Consider the following 22676-nt stretch of genomic DNA (forward strand, 5'->3'; position numbering starts at 1 on the left):
GGGCCCCCGAACAGGCCCGACAGCGGGTTCTACAACGTGTAGTGCAACGGTCCGGTCGCGCTCCGTCAGCCAGCGCCCGGCGGCTCCGCCGCCGGGTCCTCCTCGGCGAGCCGGGCGATCAGCGGCATCAGGTCGGAGCTGCCGACCGGGGTCAGGAAGACCGCGGCGACCCGCTGCTCGCGGTCCAGCACGATCGTCGACGGGACGACGTTGCGCGGGTAGCCGTCGAGCCGGGCCAGGGTCCGCCCGGCCGGGTCGTAGATCGAGTCGTAGCTCAGCCCGCGGTCGGTCTTGAAGTCCAGCGCGGCCTGCCGGTCGTCCCGGACGTCGATGCCGAGCACCACGGCGTCGCCCTGCGCCGCGTCCGCGACCGCCTGCAGCTCCGGTGCCTCGGTCCGGCACGGCCCGCACCACGAGCCCCAGATGTTGATCACCCGGACGGTGTCCGGGAAGTCGGAGATGCCGACCTCGGCACCCGGGTTCATCAGGCTCTCGCCGCGCAGGTCGGTGATCGGCCCGCGACTCTCCGGCGGGTCGTAGACGATCCGGGTCTCGCCGCCGGGGGCGACGAACTGGAACTCGCCGGACCCGGCGACGGCGTCGGTCCCGACGCCGCAGCCCGCGAGCAGGGCCAGCGCGGCGAGCAGCGGGAGCGCCAGCCGCCTCATGCGCCGGTCACCATCGCCCCGCTGGAGCCGGCCGGCTCGGCGTAGCGCAGTCCGGTCATCCGGGCGCCGGTGAACTCGACGCTGGTCAGCGACGCCAGCGCGCACTGGCGGCGGCGCGGATCGTGCCAGAGCCGCTGCCCGAGCAGGTACCGGCGCAGCGTCCAGATCGGCAGCTGATGGGACACGCAGACGACCTCCCGGCCGGGCGCGAGCAGTCGCGCCGCGTGCAGCGCGCCGAGCATCCGGTGCGCGATGTCGAGATAGGGCTCGCCCCAGGACGGGGTGAACGGGTCGCGCAGCAGCCGCCACGCCTGCGGCCGGCGCAGCGCGCCGTCGCCGACGGCGAACCGCTTGCCCTCGAACAGGTTCCCGGCCTCGATCAGGTTCTCGTCGGTGCCGATCGGCAGGTCGTGCGCCTCGGCGATCGGCCCGGCGGTCTGCTGGGCGCGCTGCAGCGGGGACGCGACGACGGCGGCGACGTCGTTGCTCCCGAGGTACTGCGCGACCGTCTTGGCCTGGGCCTCGCCGTGGTCGGAGAGCCGGTAGCCGGGCCGGCGGCCGTAGAGCACCCGCTCCGGGTTGTGCACCTCGCCGTGCCGGAGCAGGTGCACGACGGTCACCGGGCCGGTCGGCGCGGGGGTGGTCCGGTCGCCCACGGCTCAGACCCCGTCCGGACGGGTGGCCGCGGCCGCCGCCCGCGCCCCGGCGGCGAGCCCGACCTCGATCCGGGCGAACGCGTCGTCGTCCAGCGCGGTACTGACGAACCACGCCTCGAACGCCGACGGCGGCGGGTAGACCCCGTGGTCGAGCAGCGCGTGGAAGAACGCCGGGTAGCGCCAGGTCTCGGCCGACCTCGCGTCGGCGTAGCCGGTGACCGGGGCGTCGGTGAAGAACGGCGAGAGCATGGTGCCCGCGTACTGCACGGTGTGCCCGACGCCCTCCCGGTCCAGTGCGGCGGTGATCAGCGAGCCGAGCCGGTCGGCGTTCGCCTGGAGGGTGGCGTAGGCGGCCTCGTCGGCGTGGCGCAGCGTGGTGAGACCGGCGGCGACCGCGACCGGGTTCCCGGCCAGGGTGCCCGCCTGGTAGACCGGCCCGGCCGGCGCCAGGAACGACATGTGCTCGACCGAGCCGCCGAACGCGGCGGCCGGCAGCCCGCCGGACATCACCTTGCCGAAGGTGTAGAGATCGCCGGCGACGCCGTCGCAGCCGTACCAGCCCTGGCGCGACGCCCGGAAGCCGGTCATCACCTCGTCGATCACCAGCAGCGCGCCGTGCGCGTGGCAGAGGTCGCGCAGCGCGGCGTTGAAGCCCTCGACCGGCGGGACGACGCCCATGTTCCCGGGCGCCCCTTCGGTGATCACGCAGGCGATGTCGGCGCCGCGCTCGGCGAACACCGCGCGCACCGCGTCCAGGTCGTTGTAGGGCACGACCACGGTGTCCGCGGCCTGCGCGCCGGTGACGCCCGGGCTGGTCGGCAGGCCGAGCGTCGCGACGCCGGAGCCGGCCTCGGCGAGCAGCGCGTCGACGTGGCCGTGGTAGCAGCCGGCGAACTTCACGATCACCGGGCGCCCGGTGATGCCGCGGGCCAGCCGGATCGCGCTCATCGTCGCCTCGGTGCCGGAGTTGACCAGCCGGACCTGCTCGACCGGGGTGCGGTCGACGATCTCGGCGGCCAGGTCGATCTCACCGGGGGTCGGGGTGCCGAACGACAGTCCGTTCGACGCCGCCGCCCGCACCGCCTCGACGACGGCCGGATGCGCGTGCCCGAGGATCATCGGGCCCCACGAGGAGACGAGATCGACGTAGTTCGCGCCGTCGGCGTCGGTCAGCTCGTAGCCCTGCGCCGAGACCATGAACCGCGGCGTGCCGCCGACCGAGTTGAACGCCCTGACCGGGGAGTTCACCCCGCCCGGGATCAGTTCGGCCGCCCGCTCGAAGAGGCGGGCGGACTCCTTCGGGTCGGGGTTCTGCGCGCTGCTCACCCGGCCAGTCTCCCAGCCGTCACCCGGCGCGCCGTGCGGCCCCGACCTTGCGCGACGCATACCACTCGCGGGCGGCCTGCCCGTAGAGCAACACCACACCGGTCGAGGAGATCGCCAGGATCACCACCGCGAACACCGGGATCGTCGGTGCCATCAACAGCAACAGCGGCAGCCCGTAGACCGCGGTCAGCACCGCCAGCGCCAGCCGCGCACCCGCCCGGCCGAGGAACGCGACCATCGCGAGCGCCGCGTAGACCAGCGCCAGCACCAGGAAGACCCCGCCCATCACCCGGACCAGCTGGGTCAGCTGGTCCAGCGTCACCCCGGTCTGCGCCATCACGCTGTCGAGCTCGGCGCGCGGGATCCCGGCCTGGTCGAGCGTGGCCTGGTCGATCTGGGCGAACATCGCGGCGCCGCCCATCAGCACGAACGGCAGCGCCGCGGCGATCAGCAGGATCAGCGCGGTGACCACCTGCCGGGGCCGGGCGAGCGGCGTCGTCCCGCCCGGGGCCAGGCCGGCCGGTGGCTGGCCCCAGCCCTGCGGTGCACCGCCGGTGTTCCACTGCGGGCCGGGCGGCTGCTGGTACTGCTGCTGGTACTGCTCTTGCGGCGGCTGTTGCTGCTGTTGCTGTTGCGGCGGCGCCGGGGCGGCCGGCGTCCAGCCGTTCGGGTACGGGTTCTGCGGATACTGCGGGTAGTACCCGGTCGACGGTCCGGGCCGGTAGTACTGAGGCGCGCCCTGCTCGCCGGGGTTGTTGCTCACACCCGCCACGGTAGCCGGACGGGTGTCCGGTTTGCCACGTTCGGCGGTACCGCGGGCAGGTGGTGTCGCTCCGGCTACCGGTCCAGCCAGCCCGCGACCTCGGTCGCCCAGTAGGTGAGGATCACGTCGGCACCGGCCCGGCGGATCGATGTGACCGTCTCCAGGATGGTGCGCTCCCGCTCCAGCCAGCCCTGCTGCACGGCGGCCTCGATCATCGCGTACTCGCCGGAGATCTGGTATGCGGCGACCGGCACGTCCGCGACGTCGGCCACCCGGGCCAGCACGTCCAGATAGGCCAGCGCGGGCTTGACCATCACCATGTCGGCGCCCTCGTCGAGGTCCAGCGCCAGCTCGCGCAGCGCCTCCCGGGCGTTGCCGCCGTCCTGCTGGTAGGTCTTGCGGTCACCGCGCAGCTGCGAGTTCACCGCCTCCCGGAACGGCCCGTAGAACGCCGAGGCGTACTTCGCGGTGTAGGCGAGGATCCCGGTGTCGGTGAACCCGGCCTCGTCCAGCGCCGCCCGGATGACGCCGACCTGCCCGTCCATCATCCCGCTCGGGCCGACCAGGTGGGCGCCCGCGCGGGCCTGCTCGACGCCCATCCGCGCGTACACGTCCAGGGTGGCGTCGTTGTCGACCCGGCCGTGCGCGTCCAGCACGCCGCAGTGCCCGTGGTCGGTGAACTCGTCCAGGCACAGGTCCGACATCACGACGAGATCGTCGCCGACCTCGTCGCGGACGTCGCGCAGCGCGACGTTCAGGATCCCCTCCGGATCGACGGCACCGGAGCCGGTCGCGTCGTGCACCTCCGGGACACCGAACAGCATCACGCCGCCGACGCCGGCCGACGCCGCCTGCGCCACCGCCTTGCGGAGGCTCTCCCGGGTGTGCTGGACGACGCCCGGCATCGACGAGATCGGCACCGGATCCGCGGCGCCCTCGCGCACGAACATCGGCAGCACCAGCTGGCGGGGCCGCACCTCGGTCTCGGAGACCAGCCGCCGCATCGCGGGGGTGGTCCGCAGGCGGCGGGGACGCTGCACCGGGAAAGCCATTGCCCCAGGGTAGAGCGCCGCCGGACCGCCGGGGCCGCGCCCCTTCCCGCGCCGCCCCCGCACCCCGTCGTGTCCCGCCACACCCCGCTGCGCGCCGTCGCACCCCGTCGCGCCGTGCGGCGGCCGATCCGCGGCACTCCCTGCGCCGCGCGACCCCGCCCCGCACCCCGTCACTCACCGAGATGCGGATGAGCGGGAATTGTCGATCTTCCGAGCCCTCTCAGATGCATCTCGGTGAGCGACGGGGTGCGGCGCTGGGGTGGGACGGGGCGGGGCGGGGCCGCTCATCCCACCGGTGCGACGTCGGTGCGGATCCGCAGCGCCTCGACCAGGTCCCGGTAGAGGGCACTGGACCCGAGCAGCTCGGCGTGCGTCCCCCGGGCGACGACCCGGGACGAGTCCATCACGACGATCTCGTCGGCGTCGAGCACCGTGGACAGCCGGTGCGCCACGGTCACCACCGCACCACGGCGGGCCTGCGCCCGCAGCACCGTCTGGATCGCCGCCTCGGTGATCCCGTCGACCTGCGCGGTCGCCTCGTCGAGCAGCAGCACCGGCGGTTCGGCGAGCAGAGCCCTGGCCAGTGCGATGCGCTGCCGCTGGCCGCCGGAGACCGAGCTGTCCGACAGCGGCGTGTCCAGGCCGAGCTCCAGGTCCGCGACGACGCCGTCGAGGTGGATGCTGCGCAGCACCTCGGCGATGCGCTCGTCGGAGACGTCCGGTGCGGCCAGGATCAGGTTGTCCCGGATGGTGCCGGGGACCACCGGGGTCTCCTGCTCGACGTAGGCGAAGCGGCTGCGCACCTGGTGCACGTCGAGCTCGGTGTAGGGCACCCCGCCGAGCAGCAGCTCGCCGCGCTCGGGATCGACGAAGCGCAGCAGCAGCGACAGCAGGGTCGTCTTGCCCGCACCGGAGGGGCCGACCACCGCCACGTGTCCGCGTTCCGGGACGACCAGGTCCAGCCCGCGCACCGCGGGCTCCGCCGAGCCGGGATAGCGGGCGTCGACACTGCGCAGCTCGACCGCACCGGCGGCAGCCGGACCGGGGCGGCCGGGCTCCGGAGCAGGACGGGCGCCGGCCGCGACCGGCTCGGACTCGAGCTCCCGGACCTCCCGGATCCGGCCGGCCGCCGCGATCCCGGACTGCAGCGTGCTGAGGTTCTGACTGAGCTCCATGATCGGCCCCATCAGCCCGAAGGCGTAGAGCAGGAACGCGACCAGTGTCGACACGGTCATCTCGCCGCCCGCGACCCGCCACGCCCCGACGCCGAGGATCAGCACGATCGCGGCCTGCAGCCCGGACCAGGCGACGGTCCAGACCAGTGCCTCGCGGCGCACCGCGCGCACGCCGAACCGGCGCGCGTCCGCGGCGTGGGTGAGCAGCCGGTGCCGCGCGGCGTCCTCGACGCCGGCGGCCTTGACCGTCCGGACCGCGCGCAGCGTCCCGTCCAGCGAGCCGCCGAGATCGCCGAGCGCACCCTGGGCCCGCTGCTGCGCGGTCGCGATCGCGGGCAGCAGCACCGAGAACAGGACGACCACCAGCGCCGTCGCGCTGAACGTCACCAGCGCCAGCATCGGGTCCAGGACGGTCATCAGCACCAGCGACCCGACCAGCATCACCGCACCGTTGAGCAGGCCGACCAGGCTGGACGACGCCGCCTCGCGCAGCAGCACTGTGTCCGAGGTGACCCGGGTGACCATCTCGCCCGCCGGGCGGGCCAGCAACGGCAGGACCTTGGCCCGCAGGTATCGGACGATCATGTTCTCCCGGGCGTCGTAGACGATCCGCTCGGCGAGTGTCCCGAGCACGACCCACTGCCACCAGGTGACGCCGGCGCCGACCACGAGCAGCGCGAGCAGCAGCAGCACCGGCCCGGACAGCGATCCGCCCTCGGCGACGGTGTCGAGCACCCACTTGGTCACCAGCGGGCTCGCCAGCTCCATCGCCGAACCGGCGAGTGCGAGGACGAGGCCGAACACCAGCGTCGGCAGGTGGGGGCGGGCGTGGTCCCACAGGATCCCGATCCGGGACGGCGACCCGGTCACGACGGTCATGCCCTCAAGTAAGACAGAACTGTCCGATTTTCGCACATGGATTATTTGTTAGGGTCGCGACGTGACGGTCGAGGACCAGGAGAGCCCCACCAGGGAGCGGACCCGGCGGGCGATCCTCCGCGCCGCCATCGGGGCCCTCTCCTGCAATCCCGGCGCCGCACTCGGCGAGATCGCCGAGACCGCCGGCGTCGCCCGCAGCACGCTGCACCGCTACTACCCGGACCGGGCCGCGCTCTCCGCAGGCGTCGAGGCGTTCGTCACCGCCGAGTACTCCGACGCGATCCGCCGCGCCCGGCCCGACGACGGCACCGGGCTCGCCGCCTACACCCGGCTCTGCGCCGAGCTGATCGACGGCCGCGAGATCTTCGCCTGGTGGCTGCGCGGCGAGACCGAGGAGGAGACGGCCGCCGAGACCGACGACGACCGGCTGGTCGCCGGGATCGTCCACCGCGGCCACGCCGACGGCAGCATCGACCGCGAGCTCGACGCCGACTGGCTCGTCGGCCACATCTGGTGCGGGCTGTTCGCCGCGTTCCACCTGCCCGAACCCGCCGGGCGCAGCCCGCGCGAGACCCGCGAGATGTGCCTGCGGACCCTGGTGAAGACGGCCGCCGCCTGACGCCGACGCCCCGCCACCCACCCGCAGGTGGGAGACGGGGCCGTGGAGTCACGCGCTCAGCGGCTGTATCGATCGCGCCGCTCAGCGGCTGTATCGATCGCGCCGCTCAGCGGCTGTATCGATCGCGCCGCTCAGCGGCGGCGCGCCTTGACCTTCTTCGGCGGCGGCAGGTTCCCCTCCGCGCGTAGCTTCGCGGTGTGGCTCGCCAGCGCGTCGACCAGGGTCGGCACCCGGGCCTCCTCCGGCTGCACGTCCACCCGCAGGCCGAACTCGCGGGCCGTCTCCGCGGTGGCCGGGCCGATGCAGGCGACCAGCGTCCTGGCGTGCGGCTTGCCGGCGATGCCGACCAGGTTCCGCACCGTCGACGACGAGGTGAAGCAGACGGCGTCGAACCCGCCGGTCTTGATCGCCTCCCGGATCGGCGCGGGCGGCGGGGCCGCACGGACGGTCCGGTAGGCCGTCACGTCGTCGACCTCCCAGCCGCGCTCCTGCAGCCCGGCGGACAGCGTCTCGGTGGCGATGTCGGCGCGCGGCAGCAGCACCCGGTCGACCGGGTCGAGCACGTCGTCGTGCGGCGGGAAGATCTCCAGCAGCCCCTCGGAGGTGGACGACTGGGCCTCGTCGATGTCCGGGACCAGCTCCGGCTCGATGCCGAACTCGCGGACCTTCTCCGCGGTGGAGCGGCCGACGCAGGCGATCTTGACACCGGAGAACGCGCGGGCGTCCAGGCCGAACTCGGCGAACTTCTCCCACACCGCCTTCACCGCGTTGGTGGAGGTGAACACGACCCACTGGTAGCGGCCGTCGACCAGGCCCTTGACCGAGCGCTCCATCTGCGCGGGCGACCGGGGCGGCTCGACGGCGATCGTCGGCACCTCCTCCGGGATCGCGCCGTGCATCCGCAGCCGCTCGCTCATCACGCCGGCCTGGTCCTTGGTCCGCGGCACCAGCACCCGCCAGCCGTACAGCGCGCGCGACTCCCACCAGGACAGCTCGCCGCGGCGACCGGCGGCGTCGCCGACGGTCAGCACCAGCGCGCCCTCCAGGTCGCTGCCGTCGACGGCCAGCTTGCCGACCGACGACGAGATCGTCTTCTGGGTGGAGGTGGTGCCGCCGGAGGTGATCGCGACCGCGGTGTCGCCCGGGACGCCCTGCGCGGACAGCCCGGCGGCGACGTCGGCCAGCAGCGCGCCGGTGGCGTGCAGCACCACCGGGCCCGGGCTGGCGGCCAGCGCGGCCCAGTCGACGCCCGCCCGCACGTCGGCCTCGACGTGCGCCGAGCCCAGCGCGACCCCGGCGTAGGCCGGCACCGCGGTGGAGGCAGGCACGCCCGGCACGACGTCGAACGCCGTCCCGGAGGCCGACACGGCGAGCGCCTCGGCGACGACCGCGTCGTTGGTGAGCGGATCGCCGGAGACCAGGCGGGCCACCGAGCGGCCCTGACCGGCCTCGGCCAGCAGGTCACTCGCGATGTCGGCGGGCTGGCCGACCGCCGGGCGTACCTCGGCGCCGTCGGCGGCCAGCGCGAGGATGCCCTCCGGCACGTCCGGATCGGTGATCACCAGCGGCGAGCCGGCGAGCACGTCCCTGGCGCGCACGGTGAGCAGTGCCGGGTCTCCCGGTCCGCTGCCCACGAAGGCGATCCGCCCCGAGGTGTTGGCCTGTCCTGTCATTCCGTACTCCCGATCCAGCGGTTGGCGGGGCCCTCGAGGCCCGCGGGGGGCAGGTCCTCGGCTCCCAGGTCGAGAAGCTCGTGCGCGACCGCGGCCCCGAGCTTCTCGGCGTCGTCCATCTCTCCGGTGGCGGAGGCGCGCACCACAGCGCCCTCCGCGATGTCCCCCAGGCCCAGCACGCAGCGCAGCGACAGCCGGTCCACCGCGCGCCCGTCGTCGTCCAGGTCGGAGACGACGTCGGCGAGCGCACCGACCGGCACGTGGCAGCCGGCCTCCAGGGTGGCCAGGACGGCGCGCTCGGCGGCGACGGCGACCCGCACGCCCGGGTCGTCGAGCACGGCCTGCAGCGTCGCCACCAGCTCGGTGTCGCCCTCCCGGCACTCGACCGCGAGCGCGCCCTGGGCGGGGGCGGGCAGCATCTGCAGCGGGTCGATCAGCTCGTCCGCCTCGCCGATGCGGCCCAGCCGGCGCAGCCCGGCGGCGGCCACGACCACCGCGTCCAGCTCGCCGGAACGGACCTTCCCGATCCGGGTGTCGACGTTGCCCCGGATCGGCAGCACCTCCAGGCCCTGCCCCAGCGCGTACAGCTGCACGCCCCGGCGCGGGGAGCCGGTGCCGATCCGGGCGCCACGGCCCAGCTCGCCGAGCACCCGCCCGTTGGTGACCAGCGCGTCCCGCACGTCCTCGCGCTGCGGGACGGCGGCGATCCGCAGACCCGCCGGCTGCGCGGTGGGAAGGTCCTTGAACGAGTGCACGGCGACGTCGATCTCGCCGGCGGTCAGCGCGTCCCGCAGCGCCGACACGAACACCCCGACCCCGAGCTGGGTCACCGGCGCCATCGAGCGGTCACCGCTGGTGGAGATGGTGACCAGCTCGCAGGGCTGACCGGCCGCGATCAGCCGGTCGGCGATCGTGGTGGACTGCGCCACCGCCAGCTTCGACGGGCGCGTCCCGATCTTCAGAACGCTCACGAGATCTGCTCCGGGGGACGGGACCCGATCGACGGCGTGCGGTCGAGCGGGGCGTTCAGCGCGGCCGTCACGTCGGTGCCGTCGACGGTCGCGTCGGTGCCGCGGACCGGCGCCGCGACGGCGGCGGCGGCCTGCGGGTCGAGCTCGAACAGGGTGCGCAGCGCGGCCGCGTAGCTGTCCCCGTCCGGCCCCTCGGCCAGCCGCTTGACCTGCACCGTCGGCGTGTGCAGCAGCTTGTCCACGACCCGCCGGACGGTCCTCGAGAGCTCCTCGCGGACCCGGCCGTCGAGATCGGGCAGCCGGGAGTCCAGGCGCAGCAGCTCGGCGTCGACGACCTCGGAGGCGCGCCGGCGCAGGGCGGTGACGGTCGGGGTCACCTCGGCCGAGCGCTGCCCGGCCAGGTACTGCTGGGCCTCCTCCTCGACCATCCGGTGGGCCAGCGCGATCGAGCCGCCCGCGGCGTCGTCGGCGACGTCGAGCAGCCGCCGCTGCAGGGTGGTCAGGTCGACCATCCGGACGCCGGGCAGCTCGCCCACCGCCGGATCGACGTCGCGCGGGAGGCCCAGGTCGCACACGACCAGCGGGCGCCCCCGGCCGGCGGACAGCGCGTCGGCGACCGGGGCGGTGTGCACCACGTGCCCGATCGCCCCGGTACAGGCCAGCAGCAGGTCCGCGTCGCGCAGCTCGGCGGCCATCGAGTCCAGCGGGCCGGTGCGCGCGGCGGTGCCCTGCTCCCGGACCTTCTCCGCGAGCCGCTCGCCGCGCTCGACCGAGCGGTTCAGCACGACGATCTCGGACGCCCCGGCGCGCCGCAGGTGCGCCGCGGCCAGCGCGCCCATCGCGCCCGCCCCGACGACGACGGCGCGCGCCCCGTCCAGGCCGGCGCCGCCGAGCTCGCGATCGGCGTCCCGCAGTGCCTCGGAGACGATCGAGGCGCCCGCCTCGTCGATCCCGGTGCCGGCGTGCACCCGCTTCCCGACCCGCAACGCCTGCTGCACCAGCTCGTGCAGCACCTTGCCGACCGAGCCCGACTCGTCCGCGGTGGCGTAGGCGCCGCGCAGCTGGCCGAGGATCTGCGACTCCCCGACCACCATCGAGTCCAGGCCGGCGGCCAGCTGGAACAGGTGCTGGACGGCCGATCCGGCGTAGTGCACGAAGAGATGGTCGGAGAGCTCGCCGATCGGGAACCCGGCATAGGAGCCGAGCACGTCGGTGACGTCGCCGAGGCCGCCGTGGAACGCGTCCACGACCGCACAGACCTCGATCCGGTTGCAGGTCGAGAGGAGAACTGCCTCCTCGACGTGCGTTCGGTCGAGCATCTCCTCGAGCAGTTTGGGCACGTCGCCCGGCGCCACCGCGAGGCGCTCCAGCACCTCGACCGGCGCGCTGCGGTGCGACAGGCCGACCACGAGGACGCTCATCGCGGGGACACCACCGATCCGTTCGTCTCGCCCGTTGCGCCGACGGCCCCGTCCGGGGGATCCGCCGGGACCGTCACGTCTCCGGCGATGTGCCGCCGGGCCACGTGGAACGCGAGGACCTGCAGCTCGACCGACAGGTCGACCTTGCGGACCTCGACGTCGTCCGGCACCTGAAGCAGTACCGGAGCGAAGTTGAGAATGGACTGCACCCCGCCCTCGACGAGCAGGTCGCAGACGTTCTGCGCGGCCGGACCCGGCGTCGCGATCATCCCGATGGTCACGCCGTGCGCGGCGCACACGTCGGGGATCTCGCGGACGTGCCGGACCCGGATGCCGTTGATGTCGATGCCCACCAGGTCGGGCTCGACGTCGAACAGGGCGCTGACCGGGAACCCGCGGCCGGCGAACCCGGCGTACCCGGCGAGCGCGTGCCCGAGGTTGCCCACCCCGACCAGCGCCACCGACTGCCGGTGGTCCATGCCGAGCTCGCCCTGCAGCCGGCCCTGCAGCGACGCGACGTCGTAGCCGACCCCGCGGACGCCGTAGGAGCCCAGGTAGGACAGGTCCTTGCGGAGCTTCGCCGAGTTCACCCCGGACGCCCCGGCCAGCTCCTCCGACGAGACCGTCTCGACGCCCTGCTCGCGCAGCTCGCCGAGCACCCGCAGGTAGACGGCGAGCCGGGACACGGTGGCCTCGGGGACCGGGCGCACCGGCCGCTCACCGTCGGTCTCGGGGACGGACGGGACGCCGGGATCGGGCGGCAGGCTCACGGGCCTTCCTCCTCCGGCGTCGGTCTCGGGCGGGCGGGACACGGTCGCGTTCCGGCGCTCGTCCGGTGCACGGGGGGTTGTCCGCGGACGGTCGGTCATCGAAACTGATCGTGCTCCGGTCGGGAATGTGCTGGCCGCACCCCTGCGGCCCAGGAGCACGATCGCCATGCCCGGACCACGGCCCCGCCAGCATGACGGCCGGAAGGTGCGCGCTCGGGCGGGCCCGATGGCGCGAGGTCACCGGGCCGGGCGACGGAAATCCACGGTAGCCGCTTGTGAAGGCCCGCACAAAGTTGCGATCTTGGTCCGGATCGTGCTCGATGCGACCGCTGACCTGGAGCTACCGGTGATCGACCGGCACGAACCGCTCACCGTGCGAGATTGGGCACGTCGAGGCGCGTGCCACCCCGGACCCGGGCGGCCGGGCGACCGCGTGACACAGCTCTCGGCAGACCTCAGACCGCGGTGACCGGGCGCTCCGGCCAGCCGGTCGCGGCGCCCGGCAGCGGTGACCGCCGCTGCCCGGTCTGCACGGCCCCGGCGCCGTCGGTCGCCCGGCACCGGACCGTGTGCCCGCCGGCCGGCAGGTCCAGCTCGGCCCGCCACATCCGCCAGGTCGCGCCCTCGGCGGGGACCGGGCCGAGCTCGGCGTCCACCCAGCCGCCCGCCGCCGGGTCCCCGACGCCGACCTCGACCCGGGAGATCCCGCGCGGCACCGCCCAGGCGGCACCGGTGACGACCACCCGGCCGGCCGGGACGCGCGCGTAGGGCGTCGGCGAGTCGATCCGGGAGGCCGTCTCGGTCGGCCCGGGCGGCGCCCAGCCGCGCACCCGCCAGTAGTCGGCGCGCGCGGCGAACGTGGTGAGCTCGATGTCGGTGACCCACTTGGTCGCCGAGACGTAGCCGTAGAGCCCGGGCACCACGATCCGCACCGGGAAGCCGTGCTCGACCGGCAGCGCCTCGCCGTCCATCGCCACCGCGAGCAGCGCGCCCGCCGCCGGGTCCAGCACCAGCGACGACGGGCTGCCCGCCGTCCAGCCGTCGACCGAGGTCGAGAACACCTGGTCGGCGGCCGGGTCCGGGACGGCGGCGGCGAGCAGCGGGGCCAGCTCGACGCCGGTGAACCGGGTGGTCGACACCAGGTCACCGCCGACCTCGTTGGAGACGCAGGACAGCGTCACCCAGCGTTCGACGAGCGGGCGGGCCAGCAGGTCGTCGAGGTCCAGCAGCAGCTCGCGGCCGACCATCCCGTGCACCCGCAGCGTCCAGCAGGCCGGATCGACCGCGGGCACCCGCAGGGCGGTGTCGATCCGGTAGAAGTCGGCGACCGGCGTCGCGAACGCGGTCCCGCCGGGGAACGCGGCCCCGGCGGGCACCGGCGGGGCGGGCGGGATCCGGCCCGCGGCGGCGAGTGCCCGCAGCCGCGCGGTGAGCGCCTCCCGGGCCGGCCCGATCCGGCCGGACGGCAGCCGGGGCGCGAGCACACCGGCGCCCGCCGCGGCGGCGATCCCGCCGGCCCCGGCCAGCCCGGCGGCCCGCAGGAACCGGCGCCGGGTGAGCGAGTCGCGCAGCGGGCGGCCGTCCGGCAGCACCGGCCCGGCCGGGATCCGGGCGGCGAGCCGGTGCAGCCTGCGGAAGGCGGTGACCGCGACGACCAGTGCGACGACGGCGGGCAGCACGTCCAGCGGCCCGCCGCCGGCGGCCGTGCCACCGGCCAGCACGCCGAGCAGGCCGAGCGCGGCCAGGCCGGCGGTCCCGGGCCGGTCCGAGCGCCCGGACAGCGCGCCGGCCGCGGCGACCGCGGCCGCGGCCACGACCAGCACCCCGGTGACGACGGTGGCCCGGCTGCCCAGGCCGATCCCGACCGTCGCGATCTCGGCGACCGCGGGCGGGGTGAGCGCGACGACCCGGCCGGCGACCGCGTCCACCGGCCCGGTCCCCGGCCCGGTCACCAGCGCGGCGAGCTGCCCGGCGCCGACGCCGAGCGCGGCCGCGGCGAGCGCGCCGGCCGCACCGCGCAGCCGGCCGGGACGCGCCGCCGGACCCGCCGCCGTCATCCCCGGCTCATCCGGCGGATCGTCCGGCCGCCAGGTCGGCCCGCAGTCGCGCCTCGTCGACCCGGAAGGAGTCGTGCTCCCGCCCGTCGAGCAGGACCACCGGGACCTGGTCGCCGTACTCGGCCCGCAGCTCGGGATCGCCGTCGACGTCCACCGTGTCCCATCCGGTGCCGGTCTCGGCGCACACCCGGCGCAGCACCTCGGCGGCGTCCTCGCAGAGGTGGCAGCCGGCCCGGGTGAGCAGCCGTACCCGGGCGCTCACATCCGGGCCAGGGTGCGGCGGGCGATCTTGCCGGTCGGCGTGCGGGGCAGCTCGTCGGCGAACGCGACGACCGCGGGCCGCTTGAACCGGGCCAGCCGGGTGGCGCAGTGCTCGTGCACCTGCTCGACGGTCAGGCCGGCGCCGGGCACCGCGACCACCACCGCCTTCACCGCCTCGCCGGTGCGGTCGTCCGGCACCCCGACGACGGCGACCTCGGCGACCGTGTCCAGCTCGGCGACGACCTGCTCCACCTCGCGCGGGTAGACGTTGAACCCGTTCACGATCACCAGGTCCGACGAGCGGTCCACCAGGAACAGGTCGCCGTCGGCGTCGAGGTAGCCGACGTCGGCGGTGGTGAACCAGCCGTCGGCGTCCGGCCCGCCGTCCCCCTCCGGCCAGTAGCCGGAGAAGAGGTTGGGGCCGCGCAGCGAGATCAGCCCGGTGTCGTCGCCGGGCTCGGAGCCGACCTCGAGATCGATCTCGTCGTCGTCCGGCTCCGGCTCCGGCTCGTTGAGCGGGCGGCCGGCGGCGTCGACCAGCCGCAGCTCGACGCCGGGCAGCGGACGGCCGACCGAGCCGGGCTTCGCCGGGCGGCCGAGCTCGTTGGTCGTGATCACCGGGCCGCCCTCGGACAGGCCGTACCCCTCGTGCAGGTCCAGGCCGGTGGCGGCCCGGAAGTCGGCCAGCCAGGACGACGGCAGCGGCGCCCCGCCGGAGGTGCAGAGCCGGACCCCGCCCATCGCCGCGCGCAGCCGGTCGGCCGGCAGATCCAGCAGCGAGCGGAACAGCGAGGGCACGCCGGCGATCACGCTCACCCGTTCCCCGACGACGGCCGACAGCAGCCGCTCCGGGTCGAACCGGCCGGGCAGGACGACCGTGGAGCCCGCCCAGCAGACCTGCAGCAGGCCCGCGGCGAACCCGTAGACGTGGTAGAGCGGCAGCGCCAGCAGCACCCGGTCGACCCCGTTCACCGGGGCCGGGCGCAGCTCGGCGGCCTGGGCCCGGTTCGCGAGCAGCGCGCGGTGGGTCAGCTGCACGCCGCGCGGCCGCCCGGTGGTCCCCGAGGTGAAGACGATCACCGCGGTCCGCTCCGGATCGGCCGCTGCGCCGCCGGTGGCCGGGACGTCCGGCGCCGGCGCGGAGGGGTCCGGCGGCGGCAGCAGCCGGGCCCCGCAGCCCTCCGCGCAGCCCTGCGCGACCCGGTCCCCGGGCGCCGCGACGACCACCACCGGGGCCGCCTGGGCGAACACGACCTCCAGCTCGCGGGTCACCGAACCGGTGCCGAACGGCACCACGACCGCGTCCGCGCGCAGTGCGCCGAACACCGCGACGCAGTAGGCCGCACCGTCCGGCAGGCCGACGGCCACCCGGTCCCCCGGCCGTACCCCGGTCGCCCGCAGCCGGGCCGCCTCCGCGCTGACCGCCGCGTCCAGCGCGGCCCAGCTCAGGGTCAGCGGGGAGCTGCCGGAGATGTCGCGGACGGCGTCGTGCCCGGGCCGCTCGGTGGCGTTGCGGGAGACCAGGTCCGCGATATGGACGGGGGCGGGGCGGGTACTCGACACGGGACGTCTTCCTCCTCGGTGCGCGACATCACCAGTCTGGCAAAACCCCGTCACCGGGCACCGCCCGGCAACGGCACCGCTCGTCGCGCACACGGACCGTGTCGATTCGGACACGCTGCGCTAACAGTTCACTGACCGCGCCCAACAGGCCGCTCGACGGAACGGGGCGCGGTGAAAGGCGGCGAGTGCATTGCGCCACCGCCTCAACGTTTATGCTCCGCCGCTACACGAGGTTCAACGCGCGAACCGCCGGTTCGTCGCGCGACTCACCCGAGGGAGTGGCATGCAGCTCGTCGCCAGCGCACCGCTGCGCCTGCCGCGCCGTGCGGCCCGGGGCACCCCGCCCCGCACCGCCCGCCGGGCGGTCCCGCGGCCGGACCACCGGGATCCATGACCCGGCCGATGCGACCGCAGCGGCTGTTCCGCCCCCGAGAACGCCCCGAGAACGATCCCCCACGTTCTGTCGATCACGTCCATTCAGCCGACCCAGCCGTCCGTCCCGACCGGGCCCCCGATCCCGTTCGAGACCGACCCGACGCCGTCCGCCCCCAGCCGGACGGGGAGGTGTCCGTGACTTCAGCGACCTCTGCACCGTCCGCACCGACGGGGCCGATCGCGTCCGCTCCCCTCGACGCTCCCCCGCACGACTCCCGGTCCGCCGACTACCCGGCACGGCCGGCCGCCAACCGCGCGGGCGGCGCCCCCACCCGTCCGGGGCACCCGGGCCGGACCGAGCAGGAGATGCCGTCGCCGCGCCGGGCGCCGCAGATCTCGCAGGGACTGCCCCGCCCCGAGCAGGACCCGGCCGACGAGGCCGCCCGCGCCGTCGAGGACGCCAACAGCTCCTGGGCGCTGGTCGAGGCCTGCCAGGCCGGCGACGCCGCCGCGTTCGGCGAGCTGTACGAGCGCTACCACGACGTCGTCTTCCGCTACGTGCTGTTCCGGATGGGCGACCGTGCCTTCGCCGAGGACGTCACCCAGGAGACCTTCGTCCGCGCGCTGCGCCGGATCTCCTCGGTCAGCTACCAGGGCCGCGACATTGGCGCCTGGTTCGTCACCATCGCCCGGAACCTGATCTTCGACTACGTGAAGTCCAGCCGGTACCGGCTGGAGCAGACCACGTCGGAGATCGTCGACCACTCGCCGGCGACCAGCGGCCCCGAGCAGCAGGTCCTCGACATGGCGACCAACGACGAGCTGCTGGCCTCGATCGCGAAGCTCAACCCGGACCAGCGCGAGTGCATCCAGTACCGCTTCCTGCGCGGGCTCTCGGTCGCCGAGACCGCCGAGCTCATGGACCGCAACGAGGGCGCCGTGAAGGCGCTGCAGCACCGGGCGGTGCGCCGCCTGGCCCAGCTGCTCCCGGACGGCCTGCGATGAGCGGCCATGCGGCCCGAACAGCCGCAACGGGAGAGCAGATGCTGATCACTGCGGTGAACGCACTACTCGATGCGGTGAACGGTCCGGGGTCCGTAACCTCTGCGCCGGTCGGTCGTTGTGCAGACGAGCGCGCCGTGAACGCGCCGACGAGCAGCGCGAGACTGCAGTGAGGACGGACGGCATGCCCAGGGCATGGGACGACAGGCACCGGGGCGGGGACGACTTCGACCGGGCCCCGGCGGGCGCACCCGCGTCGGAGGAGCTGGCGCACGAGATCGCGCTCTCCGCCGCGCTGGACCGCTCGCGTCGTGACCTCTCGCCGGATCCGCACGCCTCGGCCCGGATGCGGCAGCGGCTGTTCGACGTGCTGGCGCAGGAGGGTATCGGCCGGCCGGACCAGTCCGGCCCGGGGTCCCCGTTCGGCGGCCGCCCCGCGGACCAGCTGGACCGCGCGGACCTGACCGCCCCGATCGGACCGCCGATCGCCGACGACCTGGACCACGAGGCCGTCTCCACCCGCCGCTCGGCGGGCGAGCACCACCCGGAGTCCGACGACCCGGGTGCCCGCCAGTCGCGGCCGCGCCGCGGCCGGCACGTGCTCCCGACCCACCATCCCGACCACCCCGAGCAGGTCGTGGGCGCAGCGCCCGGGCCGGCCCGGGAGGCCGAGGCCGGTCCCGGCCGGGACGAGTCGGCCCGGCCGCCGCGGATGCTGGACCGCCGCCGGCCGAGCATCCGGAAGCGGTTCGGCGTCGTGGTCGGCGGTTTCGCCGCGCTCGCCGTGATCGCCGGGGTCACCTCCACGGTCAGCCGGGACGCGCTGCCCGGCGACGCCATGTACGGCGTGAAGCGGGCCAGCGAGAGCGTCGGCGGGGTCTTCACCGTCGGCGAGCAGGCCGAGGCCGACCGGCAGCTCGATCTGGCCCGTTCCCGGGTGGACGAGCTGGAGAACCTGATCGCCCGGGCGACGCCGCCCTCGCCGACCGCGGTCGCCGCCGCCATGAAGGACTTCGACCGGGCCACCAGCACCGGCAGCAGGCTGATGCTGACCGGGGCCGGCGCCGAGGGTTCCGACGCGGCCCGGCTGGCCGAGCTGCGCACCTGGGCGGCCGCCCAGTCCGGCCGGATCACCGGCCTGCAGGAGCAGCTGCCCGCGGAGAGCAGGCCGGAGACGGCCGAGGCGATCCAGCTGCTCGACCGGGTGCTCGCCCGGGCCGAGGCGCTGCGCGCGAACAGCGGCTGCATCGCCGACAGCGGCGGCACGGTCGACGATCTGGGCCCGGTCCCCGGCGAGTGCCGGCCCGGCAGCGGCGGCGCGCCGGACGCGTCCCGCCAGTCGGCGACCGCCACCCCGGACGGCGGCAGCTCGTCGGCGAACCCGGACCCGACCTCGGAGACGGCGGGCCCGGAGACCTCGAGCCCCGGCACCTCCGAGGCACCGACCAGCACCGGCGCGCCGGACAGCGGGCTCCCGCTGCTCGGCGGGTCCGGCCCGTCGACGAGCAGCTCGCCGAGCTCCTCGCCGTCGGAGAGCTCGTCGTCGACCCCGTCCGACGACCGGCTGCTGCCGCCGATCACGATCCCGCCGCTGCTGCCCGGCCTCGGCCCGGTGACGATCGGCTGAGTTCCCCGGCACCAGTAGGCTGGGGCCGCGCCCGGGTACCGCGGGGCGCGTGACGCCGTCGTACCAGGAAGGCCGCCGTGGTGAGTGATCCCGGGTCCGTTCCCGACGAGGTTCGGGTCGAGCACACCGGTGCCGGTGGCGAGACCGGCCTGGCCGAGGAGCCCGGCGTCCTGGAACGCGCCACCGCGCTCGATCCGGCCCAGCGGGCCGGCCAGGCGTCCGCCGCGGCGGCGGTCGCCGCGGAGAGCGCCGACCAGCAGCCGCCGGACGCCGACGCGCCGCCGCCGGACCTGACCGCGGCCGCGTTCTTCGACGTCGACAACACGATGATGGTCGGCGCGTCGATCTTCCACTTCGCCCGCGGGCTGGCCGCGCGGAAGTTCTTCACCACCTCCGACCTGGCCGGGTTCGCCTGGCAGCAGCTCAAGTTCCGGGTCGGCGGCCGGGAGGACAAGGGCGGCATCGCCGGGCACCGGGACACCGCGCTGTCGTTCGTCGCGGGCCGGCCGGTCGCCGAGGTGGTCGCGCTCGGCGAGGAGATCTACGACGAGCTGATGGCCGACCGGATCTGGGCGGGCACCCGGGCGCTGGCCCAGATGCACCTCGACGCCGGCCAGCGGGTCTGGCTGGTCACCGCCACCCCGGTCGAGCTGGCCCGGATCATCGCCCGCAGGCTCGGCCTGACCGGCGCGCTGGGCACCGTCGCGGAGTCCGTGGACGGGCTCTACACCGGACGCCTGGTCGGCGAGATCCTGCACGGCCCGGCGAAGGCGCATGCGGTCCGCGCGCTGGCCGCGTCCGAGGGACTGGACCTGCGCCGGTGCACCGCGTACTCGGACTCGGTGAACGACGTCCCGATGCTCTCGGCCGTCGGCACTGCGGTCGCGGTGAACCCGGACTCGGAGCTGCGCGACGTCGCGAAGGCCCGGAGCTGGCAGATCCGCGACTTCCGCACCGGGCGCAAGGCCGCCCGGATCGGGGTGCCGTCGGTGCTGGGTGCCGGTGCGCTGGCCGGTGCGGTCGCCGCCGGGATGGCCTACCGCAGGCGCTGAGGCCGGGCGCGCGCTCAGCTGCCGCCGCGGTAGCGCTGTGCGTAGCGCCGGGCCGCCTCGGCGCGCTCCCCGGCGGTCGCCCGTGCCCGGGTGGCCCGCGCCGTCCCGGCCGGGTAGCCGGCCTTCACCACCCGGTTCTCCACCGACTCCTCCATCACGAACAGCGCGTACTGCAGTGACACCAGCCAGCCGAGCAGGACGGCGGTCAGCCGCAGCCACAGCGGCCCGGGGACCAGCAGCATCAGCGGCACCGACAGCAGCGTCAGCATCACCGCGGTGCGCGCGAAGTGGCGCAGGTGCCAGGTGCGGCAGGTGGTGTCGTGCAGCACCCAGGTCCGGTAGCGGGCCGGGAGCGACCCGCCCGCGGCGTAGCGCAGCCAGCGCAGCGGGCCGGGGCGGAGCCGCTCGGTCACCCGGTCAGCCCAGGAAGACGTTCCGGCGCTGGGACAGCAGCCGGTACAGGGTGTGCTGGATGGTCTCCCGGACCTGGTCGGTCAGGTTGAAGACCAGCATCGGGTCGTCGGCGTCGGACGGGGAGTGCCGGTCGGTCGGGATCGGCTCGCCGAACTCGATGTACCACTTGGACGGCAGCGGGATCAGCCCGGCCGGGCCGAGCAGCGGGAAGGTCGGCGTGATCGGGAAGTACGGGGCGCCGAACAGCCGGGCGATCGGGGCCAGGTCGCCGATCTTGGGGTAGATCTCCTCGGCGCCGACGATCGAGCACGGGATGATCGGCACCCCGGTGCGCAGCGCGGCCGAGACGAAGCCGCCGCGCCCGAACCGCTGCAGCTTGTAGCGGTCCCGGAACGGCTTGCCGATGCCCTTGAAGCCCTCCGGGAACACGGCGACGACCTCGCCGGAGCGCATCAGGCGTTCGGCGTCCGGGTTGCAGGCCAGGGTGGCCCCGGACTTGCGGGCCAGTGAGCCGGAGACCGGCAGCCGGAACATCAGGTCGGCGCCCAGCAGGCGCAGGTGCCGGTGCGCGGGGTGGTCGTCGTGCACCGCCACGGTGGTCATCACCGCGTCCAGCGGCAGGGTGCCGGAGTGGTTGGCGACCAGCAGCGCGCCGCCGGTGTCCGGGATGTGGTGGGTGCCGATCGTCTCCACCCGGAACCAGCGCTGGTAGAGCGGCCGCAGCGCGGGCAGCACCATCGCGTCGGTCAGCTCGGCGTCGAACCCGAACTCGTCGACCTGGTAGTCCCCGGCGAGGCGGCGACGCAGGAAGTCCAGCGCCTGCTCCAGGGCCGCCTCCCAGGCCGGCTGCTCCTCGGCGTCGTCGGTCTCCGGGGCCGGGGGGACCGCGGCCGGCCGCACCTGCTCCTCGCCGCGGACCGGCCGGGCGGGACCGCGCTCGCCCCGGATCGGGATCACCCGTGCCTCGGTCATGCCGTTCCCCCCTGTCGTGTCACGCCGCCCGGGCGCGTCGTCCGCTCCGCCCACACGATCAGCGCAGCGCCCTGGCCAGGCCGAGCAGCCCGCGCTCGACCGAGGCGATCCGTTCCTGCCCGAGCACCGGCCGCAGGGCCTTGCCGCGGACGAAGTCGTCGAACGCCTGGGTGGTGGTCCAGCGCGGTTCGAACCCGAAGTCGTCGATCAGCCGGTGCAGGTCGACGACCCGGCCGAAGTTGAGGAAGCGCATCTGCTCGGGCGAGAAGTCGACCACCCGGGCGCCGCGCAACACCCGGCTGACCGGGCTGACCGCGCTGCTCGGCACCGGGACGGCGATCTTGCCGGCCCGCCGGATCGCCTGCGACAGCATGAGCACGCCGTGCGCGGCGACGTTGTAGACGCCGGGCAGCTCGTGGGTCGCCGCCCGCTCCAGCACGGCCAGGCCGTCCTCCTCGTGCAGCAGCTGCATCCGGGCGTCGTAGCCGAGCACGGTCGGCACCACGGGGAGCGCGAAGTAGCGGCTCAGGACGGTGTCGATCCGGGGCCCGATGAAGTTCGCGAACCGCAGCACCGTGGTCGTCACGTCCGGCCGACGCCTGCTGAACCCGCGCAGGTAGCCCTCGATCTCGGCGGCGTCCTTCGCGTAGCCGCCGGACGGCAGGTCCTTCGGCCCGGTCGCCTCGTCGAAGACGGCCGGATCGCGCGGGCTGGACCCGTACACCGCGGTGGTCGACTTCAGCACGACGCGGCGCACCGTCGACGCCTTCTGGCAGGCGGCGAGCAGCTGCATCGTGCCGATGACGTTCATCTCCTTCATCGTCGCCCGGCCGCCGGACGACGCCGGGCTGGCCGACAGCGAGGCGTGCACGACGGTGTCGACGCCTGCGGTGGAGATGACCTTCGCGATGAGCGGGTTGCGGATGTCCGCGCGGACGAACTCGGCCCGGCCCATCCGGCGCAGCAGGTCGCGCGGCGGCGGGACGGTGTCGACGCCGAGCACCCGGTCGATGTCCGGGTTCGCGGCCAGCCGGGCCGCGAGATGACCGCCGAGGAACCCGCTCACGCCCGTGACCAGCACGACGTTCGGTGTCGGCTGGGACATGGGCGACCTCCCTGGACCTGACCGGCGGGGCCGGCTGGGCGGTGGGCGTGCAGACACGATCGGTGCCTGCTGCACGGGACGACGGCGGCGGCGGACGGACGACGCGGGCAGGCGGGCGGGCCGGGCTGGGCCGGGCGGCGCGGGCACGGACCCCGCGGCCGGGAGAGCGTCGTCGCTGCTCCGGCCGATCGCCGGGCCGGTGGCCGATGGTAGTCCGACTCGTCACCCGCGGCACTCGCCCGCGCACGTGAAACGCGTGACGTGTGGGTGAATTA

At 75.0% G+C, this 22676-nt stretch carries 20 protein-coding genes; 4 read left to right on the forward strand and 16 right to left on the reverse strand.

The window, feature by feature from the left end:
- Window positions 1–65: 65 nt before the first annotated feature.
- The 6 genes from ACVJO7_RS06845 to ACVJO7_RS06870 all read right to left on the reverse strand — a co-directional run bounded on the left by ACVJO7_RS06845 (window position 66) and on the right by ACVJO7_RS06870 (window position 6519).
- Entirely contained in the window at window positions 66–668 is a 603-nt protein-coding gene (locus tag ACVJO7_RS06845; protein WP_344027052.1) for a TlpA family protein disulfide reductase, read from the reverse strand.
- Window positions 665–1324, reverse strand: coding sequence for a histidine phosphatase family protein (locus tag ACVJO7_RS06850; RefSeq protein ID WP_491672154.1), 660 nt, complete (start codon window positions 1322–1324; stop codon window positions 665–667). The genes ACVJO7_RS06845 and ACVJO7_RS06850 overlap by 4 nt, the downstream gene beginning before the upstream one ends.
- A 3-nt stretch (window positions 1325–1327) precedes the next feature.
- Complete coding sequence (hemL, locus tag ACVJO7_RS06855) at window positions 1328–2650, reverse strand: glutamate-1-semialdehyde 2,1-aminomutase (protein WP_491672155.1); 1323 nt, start codon at window positions 2648–2650, stop codon at window positions 1328–1330.
- Window positions 2651–2669: 19 nt separating this feature from the next.
- Window positions 2670–3413, reverse strand: coding sequence for a hypothetical protein (locus ACVJO7_RS06860; protein ID WP_491672156.1), 744 nt, complete (start codon window positions 3411–3413; stop codon window positions 2670–2672).
- Between the two features lie 74 nt (window positions 3414–3487).
- Window positions 3488–4465: a porphobilinogen synthase gene (gene hemB / locus ACVJO7_RS06865; RefSeq protein WP_344027044.1), complete on the reverse strand. Its 978-nt coding sequence runs from the start codon at window positions 4463–4465 to the stop codon at window positions 3488–3490.
- 284 nt (window positions 4466–4749) lie between these two features.
- Complete coding sequence (locus ACVJO7_RS06870; protein WP_491672157.1) at window positions 4750–6519, reverse strand: ABC transporter ATP-binding protein; 1770 nt, start codon at window positions 6517–6519, stop codon at window positions 4750–4752.
- Window positions 6520–6580: 61 nt separating this feature from the next.
- Between ACVJO7_RS06870 and ACVJO7_RS06875 the strand changes: the two genes are divergently transcribed.
- A complete protein-coding gene (locus tag ACVJO7_RS06875; RefSeq protein ID WP_491672158.1) occupies window positions 6581–7138 on the forward strand; it encodes a TetR/AcrR family transcriptional regulator in 558 nt (185 codons plus the stop codon).
- A 131-nt stretch (window positions 7139–7269) separates the two neighbouring features.
- Here the strand turns inward: ACVJO7_RS06875 and ACVJO7_RS06880 are convergent, their stop codons facing one another.
- From ACVJO7_RS06880 to ACVJO7_RS06910, 7 genes are all read right to left on the reverse strand, one after another.
- Window positions 7270–8811, reverse strand: coding sequence for a bifunctional uroporphyrinogen-III C-methyltransferase/uroporphyrinogen-III synthase (locus ACVJO7_RS06880; protein WP_344027038.1), 1542 nt, complete (start codon window positions 8809–8811; stop codon window positions 7270–7272).
- The gene (hemC, locus tag ACVJO7_RS06885; RefSeq protein ID WP_491672159.1) at window positions 8808–9782 is read right to left on the reverse strand and encodes a hydroxymethylbilane synthase; all 975 of its coding nucleotides are present in this window, start codon (window positions 9780–9782) and stop codon (window positions 8808–8810) included. Before hemC ends, ACVJO7_RS06880 begins: the two co-directional genes overlap by 4 nt.
- A complete protein-coding gene (locus tag ACVJO7_RS06890) occupies window positions 9779–11203 on the reverse strand; it encodes a glutamyl-tRNA reductase (RefSeq protein WP_344027034.1) in 1425 nt (474 codons plus the stop codon). The genes hemC and ACVJO7_RS06890 overlap by 4 nt, the downstream gene beginning before the upstream one ends.
- Complete coding sequence (locus ACVJO7_RS06895; RefSeq protein WP_425563662.1) at window positions 11200–11973, reverse strand: redox-sensing transcriptional repressor Rex; 774 nt, start codon at window positions 11971–11973, stop codon at window positions 11200–11202. The genes ACVJO7_RS06890 and ACVJO7_RS06895 overlap by 4 nt, the downstream gene beginning before the upstream one ends.
- Before the next feature lie 455 nt (window positions 11974–12428).
- Window positions 12429–14030: a molybdopterin-dependent oxidoreductase gene (locus ACVJO7_RS06900; protein WP_491672160.1), complete on the reverse strand. Its 1602-nt coding sequence runs from the start codon at window positions 14028–14030 to the stop codon at window positions 12429–12431.
- A 7-nt stretch (window positions 14031–14037) separates the two neighbouring features.
- A complete protein-coding gene (locus ACVJO7_RS06905) occupies window positions 14038–14292 on the reverse strand; it encodes a glutaredoxin family protein (RefSeq protein WP_344027030.1) in 255 nt (84 codons plus the stop codon).
- The gene (locus tag ACVJO7_RS06910) at window positions 14289–15854 is read right to left on the reverse strand and encodes an AMP-binding protein (RefSeq protein WP_491672161.1); all 1566 of its coding nucleotides are present in this window, start codon (window positions 15852–15854) and stop codon (window positions 14289–14291) included. The genes ACVJO7_RS06905 and ACVJO7_RS06910 overlap by 4 nt, the downstream gene beginning before the upstream one ends.
- Before the next feature lie 741 nt (window positions 15855–16595).
- On the opposite strand from ACVJO7_RS06910, the gene ACVJO7_RS06915 reads away from it, so the two are divergent.
- The 3 genes from ACVJO7_RS06915 to ACVJO7_RS06925 all read left to right on the forward strand — a co-directional run bounded on the left by ACVJO7_RS06915 (window position 16596) and on the right by ACVJO7_RS06925 (window position 19910).
- Window positions 16596–17234: a sigma-70 family RNA polymerase sigma factor gene (locus ACVJO7_RS06915; RefSeq protein ID WP_491672162.1), complete on the forward strand. Its 639-nt coding sequence runs from the start codon at window positions 16596–16598 to the stop codon at window positions 17232–17234.
- A 181-nt stretch (window positions 17235–17415) separates the two neighbouring features.
- Window positions 17416–18858, forward strand: coding sequence for a DUF5667 domain-containing protein (locus ACVJO7_RS06920; protein WP_491672163.1), 1443 nt, complete (start codon window positions 17416–17418; stop codon window positions 18856–18858).
- Window positions 18859–19007: 149 nt separating this feature from the next.
- Window positions 19008–19910, forward strand: a complete 903-nt coding sequence (locus ACVJO7_RS06925; RefSeq protein ID WP_425563665.1) for an HAD family hydrolase — start codon at window positions 19008–19010, stop codon at window positions 19908–19910.
- A gap of 14 nt (window positions 19911–19924) precedes the next feature.
- On the opposite strand, the gene ACVJO7_RS06930 is transcribed toward ACVJO7_RS06925, so the two are convergent.
- From ACVJO7_RS06930 to ACVJO7_RS06940, 3 genes are read right to left on the reverse strand one after another with little or no spacing between them, the layout of a single operon-like run.
- Complete coding sequence (locus ACVJO7_RS06930; protein WP_344027022.1) at window positions 19925–20323, reverse strand: DUF5313 family protein; 399 nt, start codon at window positions 20321–20323, stop codon at window positions 19925–19927.
- Between the two features lie 4 nt (window positions 20324–20327).
- Window positions 20328–21296: a lysophospholipid acyltransferase family protein gene (locus tag ACVJO7_RS06935; protein ID WP_344027020.1), complete on the reverse strand. Its 969-nt coding sequence runs from the start codon at window positions 21294–21296 to the stop codon at window positions 20328–20330.
- Between the two features lie 58 nt (window positions 21297–21354).
- Window positions 21355–22401 carry an NAD-dependent epimerase/dehydratase family protein gene (locus tag ACVJO7_RS06940; protein ID WP_344027018.1) on the reverse strand — a complete coding sequence of 349 codons (1047 nt, stop codon included), beginning with the start codon at window positions 22399–22401 and terminating at the stop codon, window positions 21355–21357.
- Window positions 22402–22676 lie beyond the last annotated feature (275 nt).

This window comes from Pseudonocardia sp. DxW, assembly GCF_058448985.1.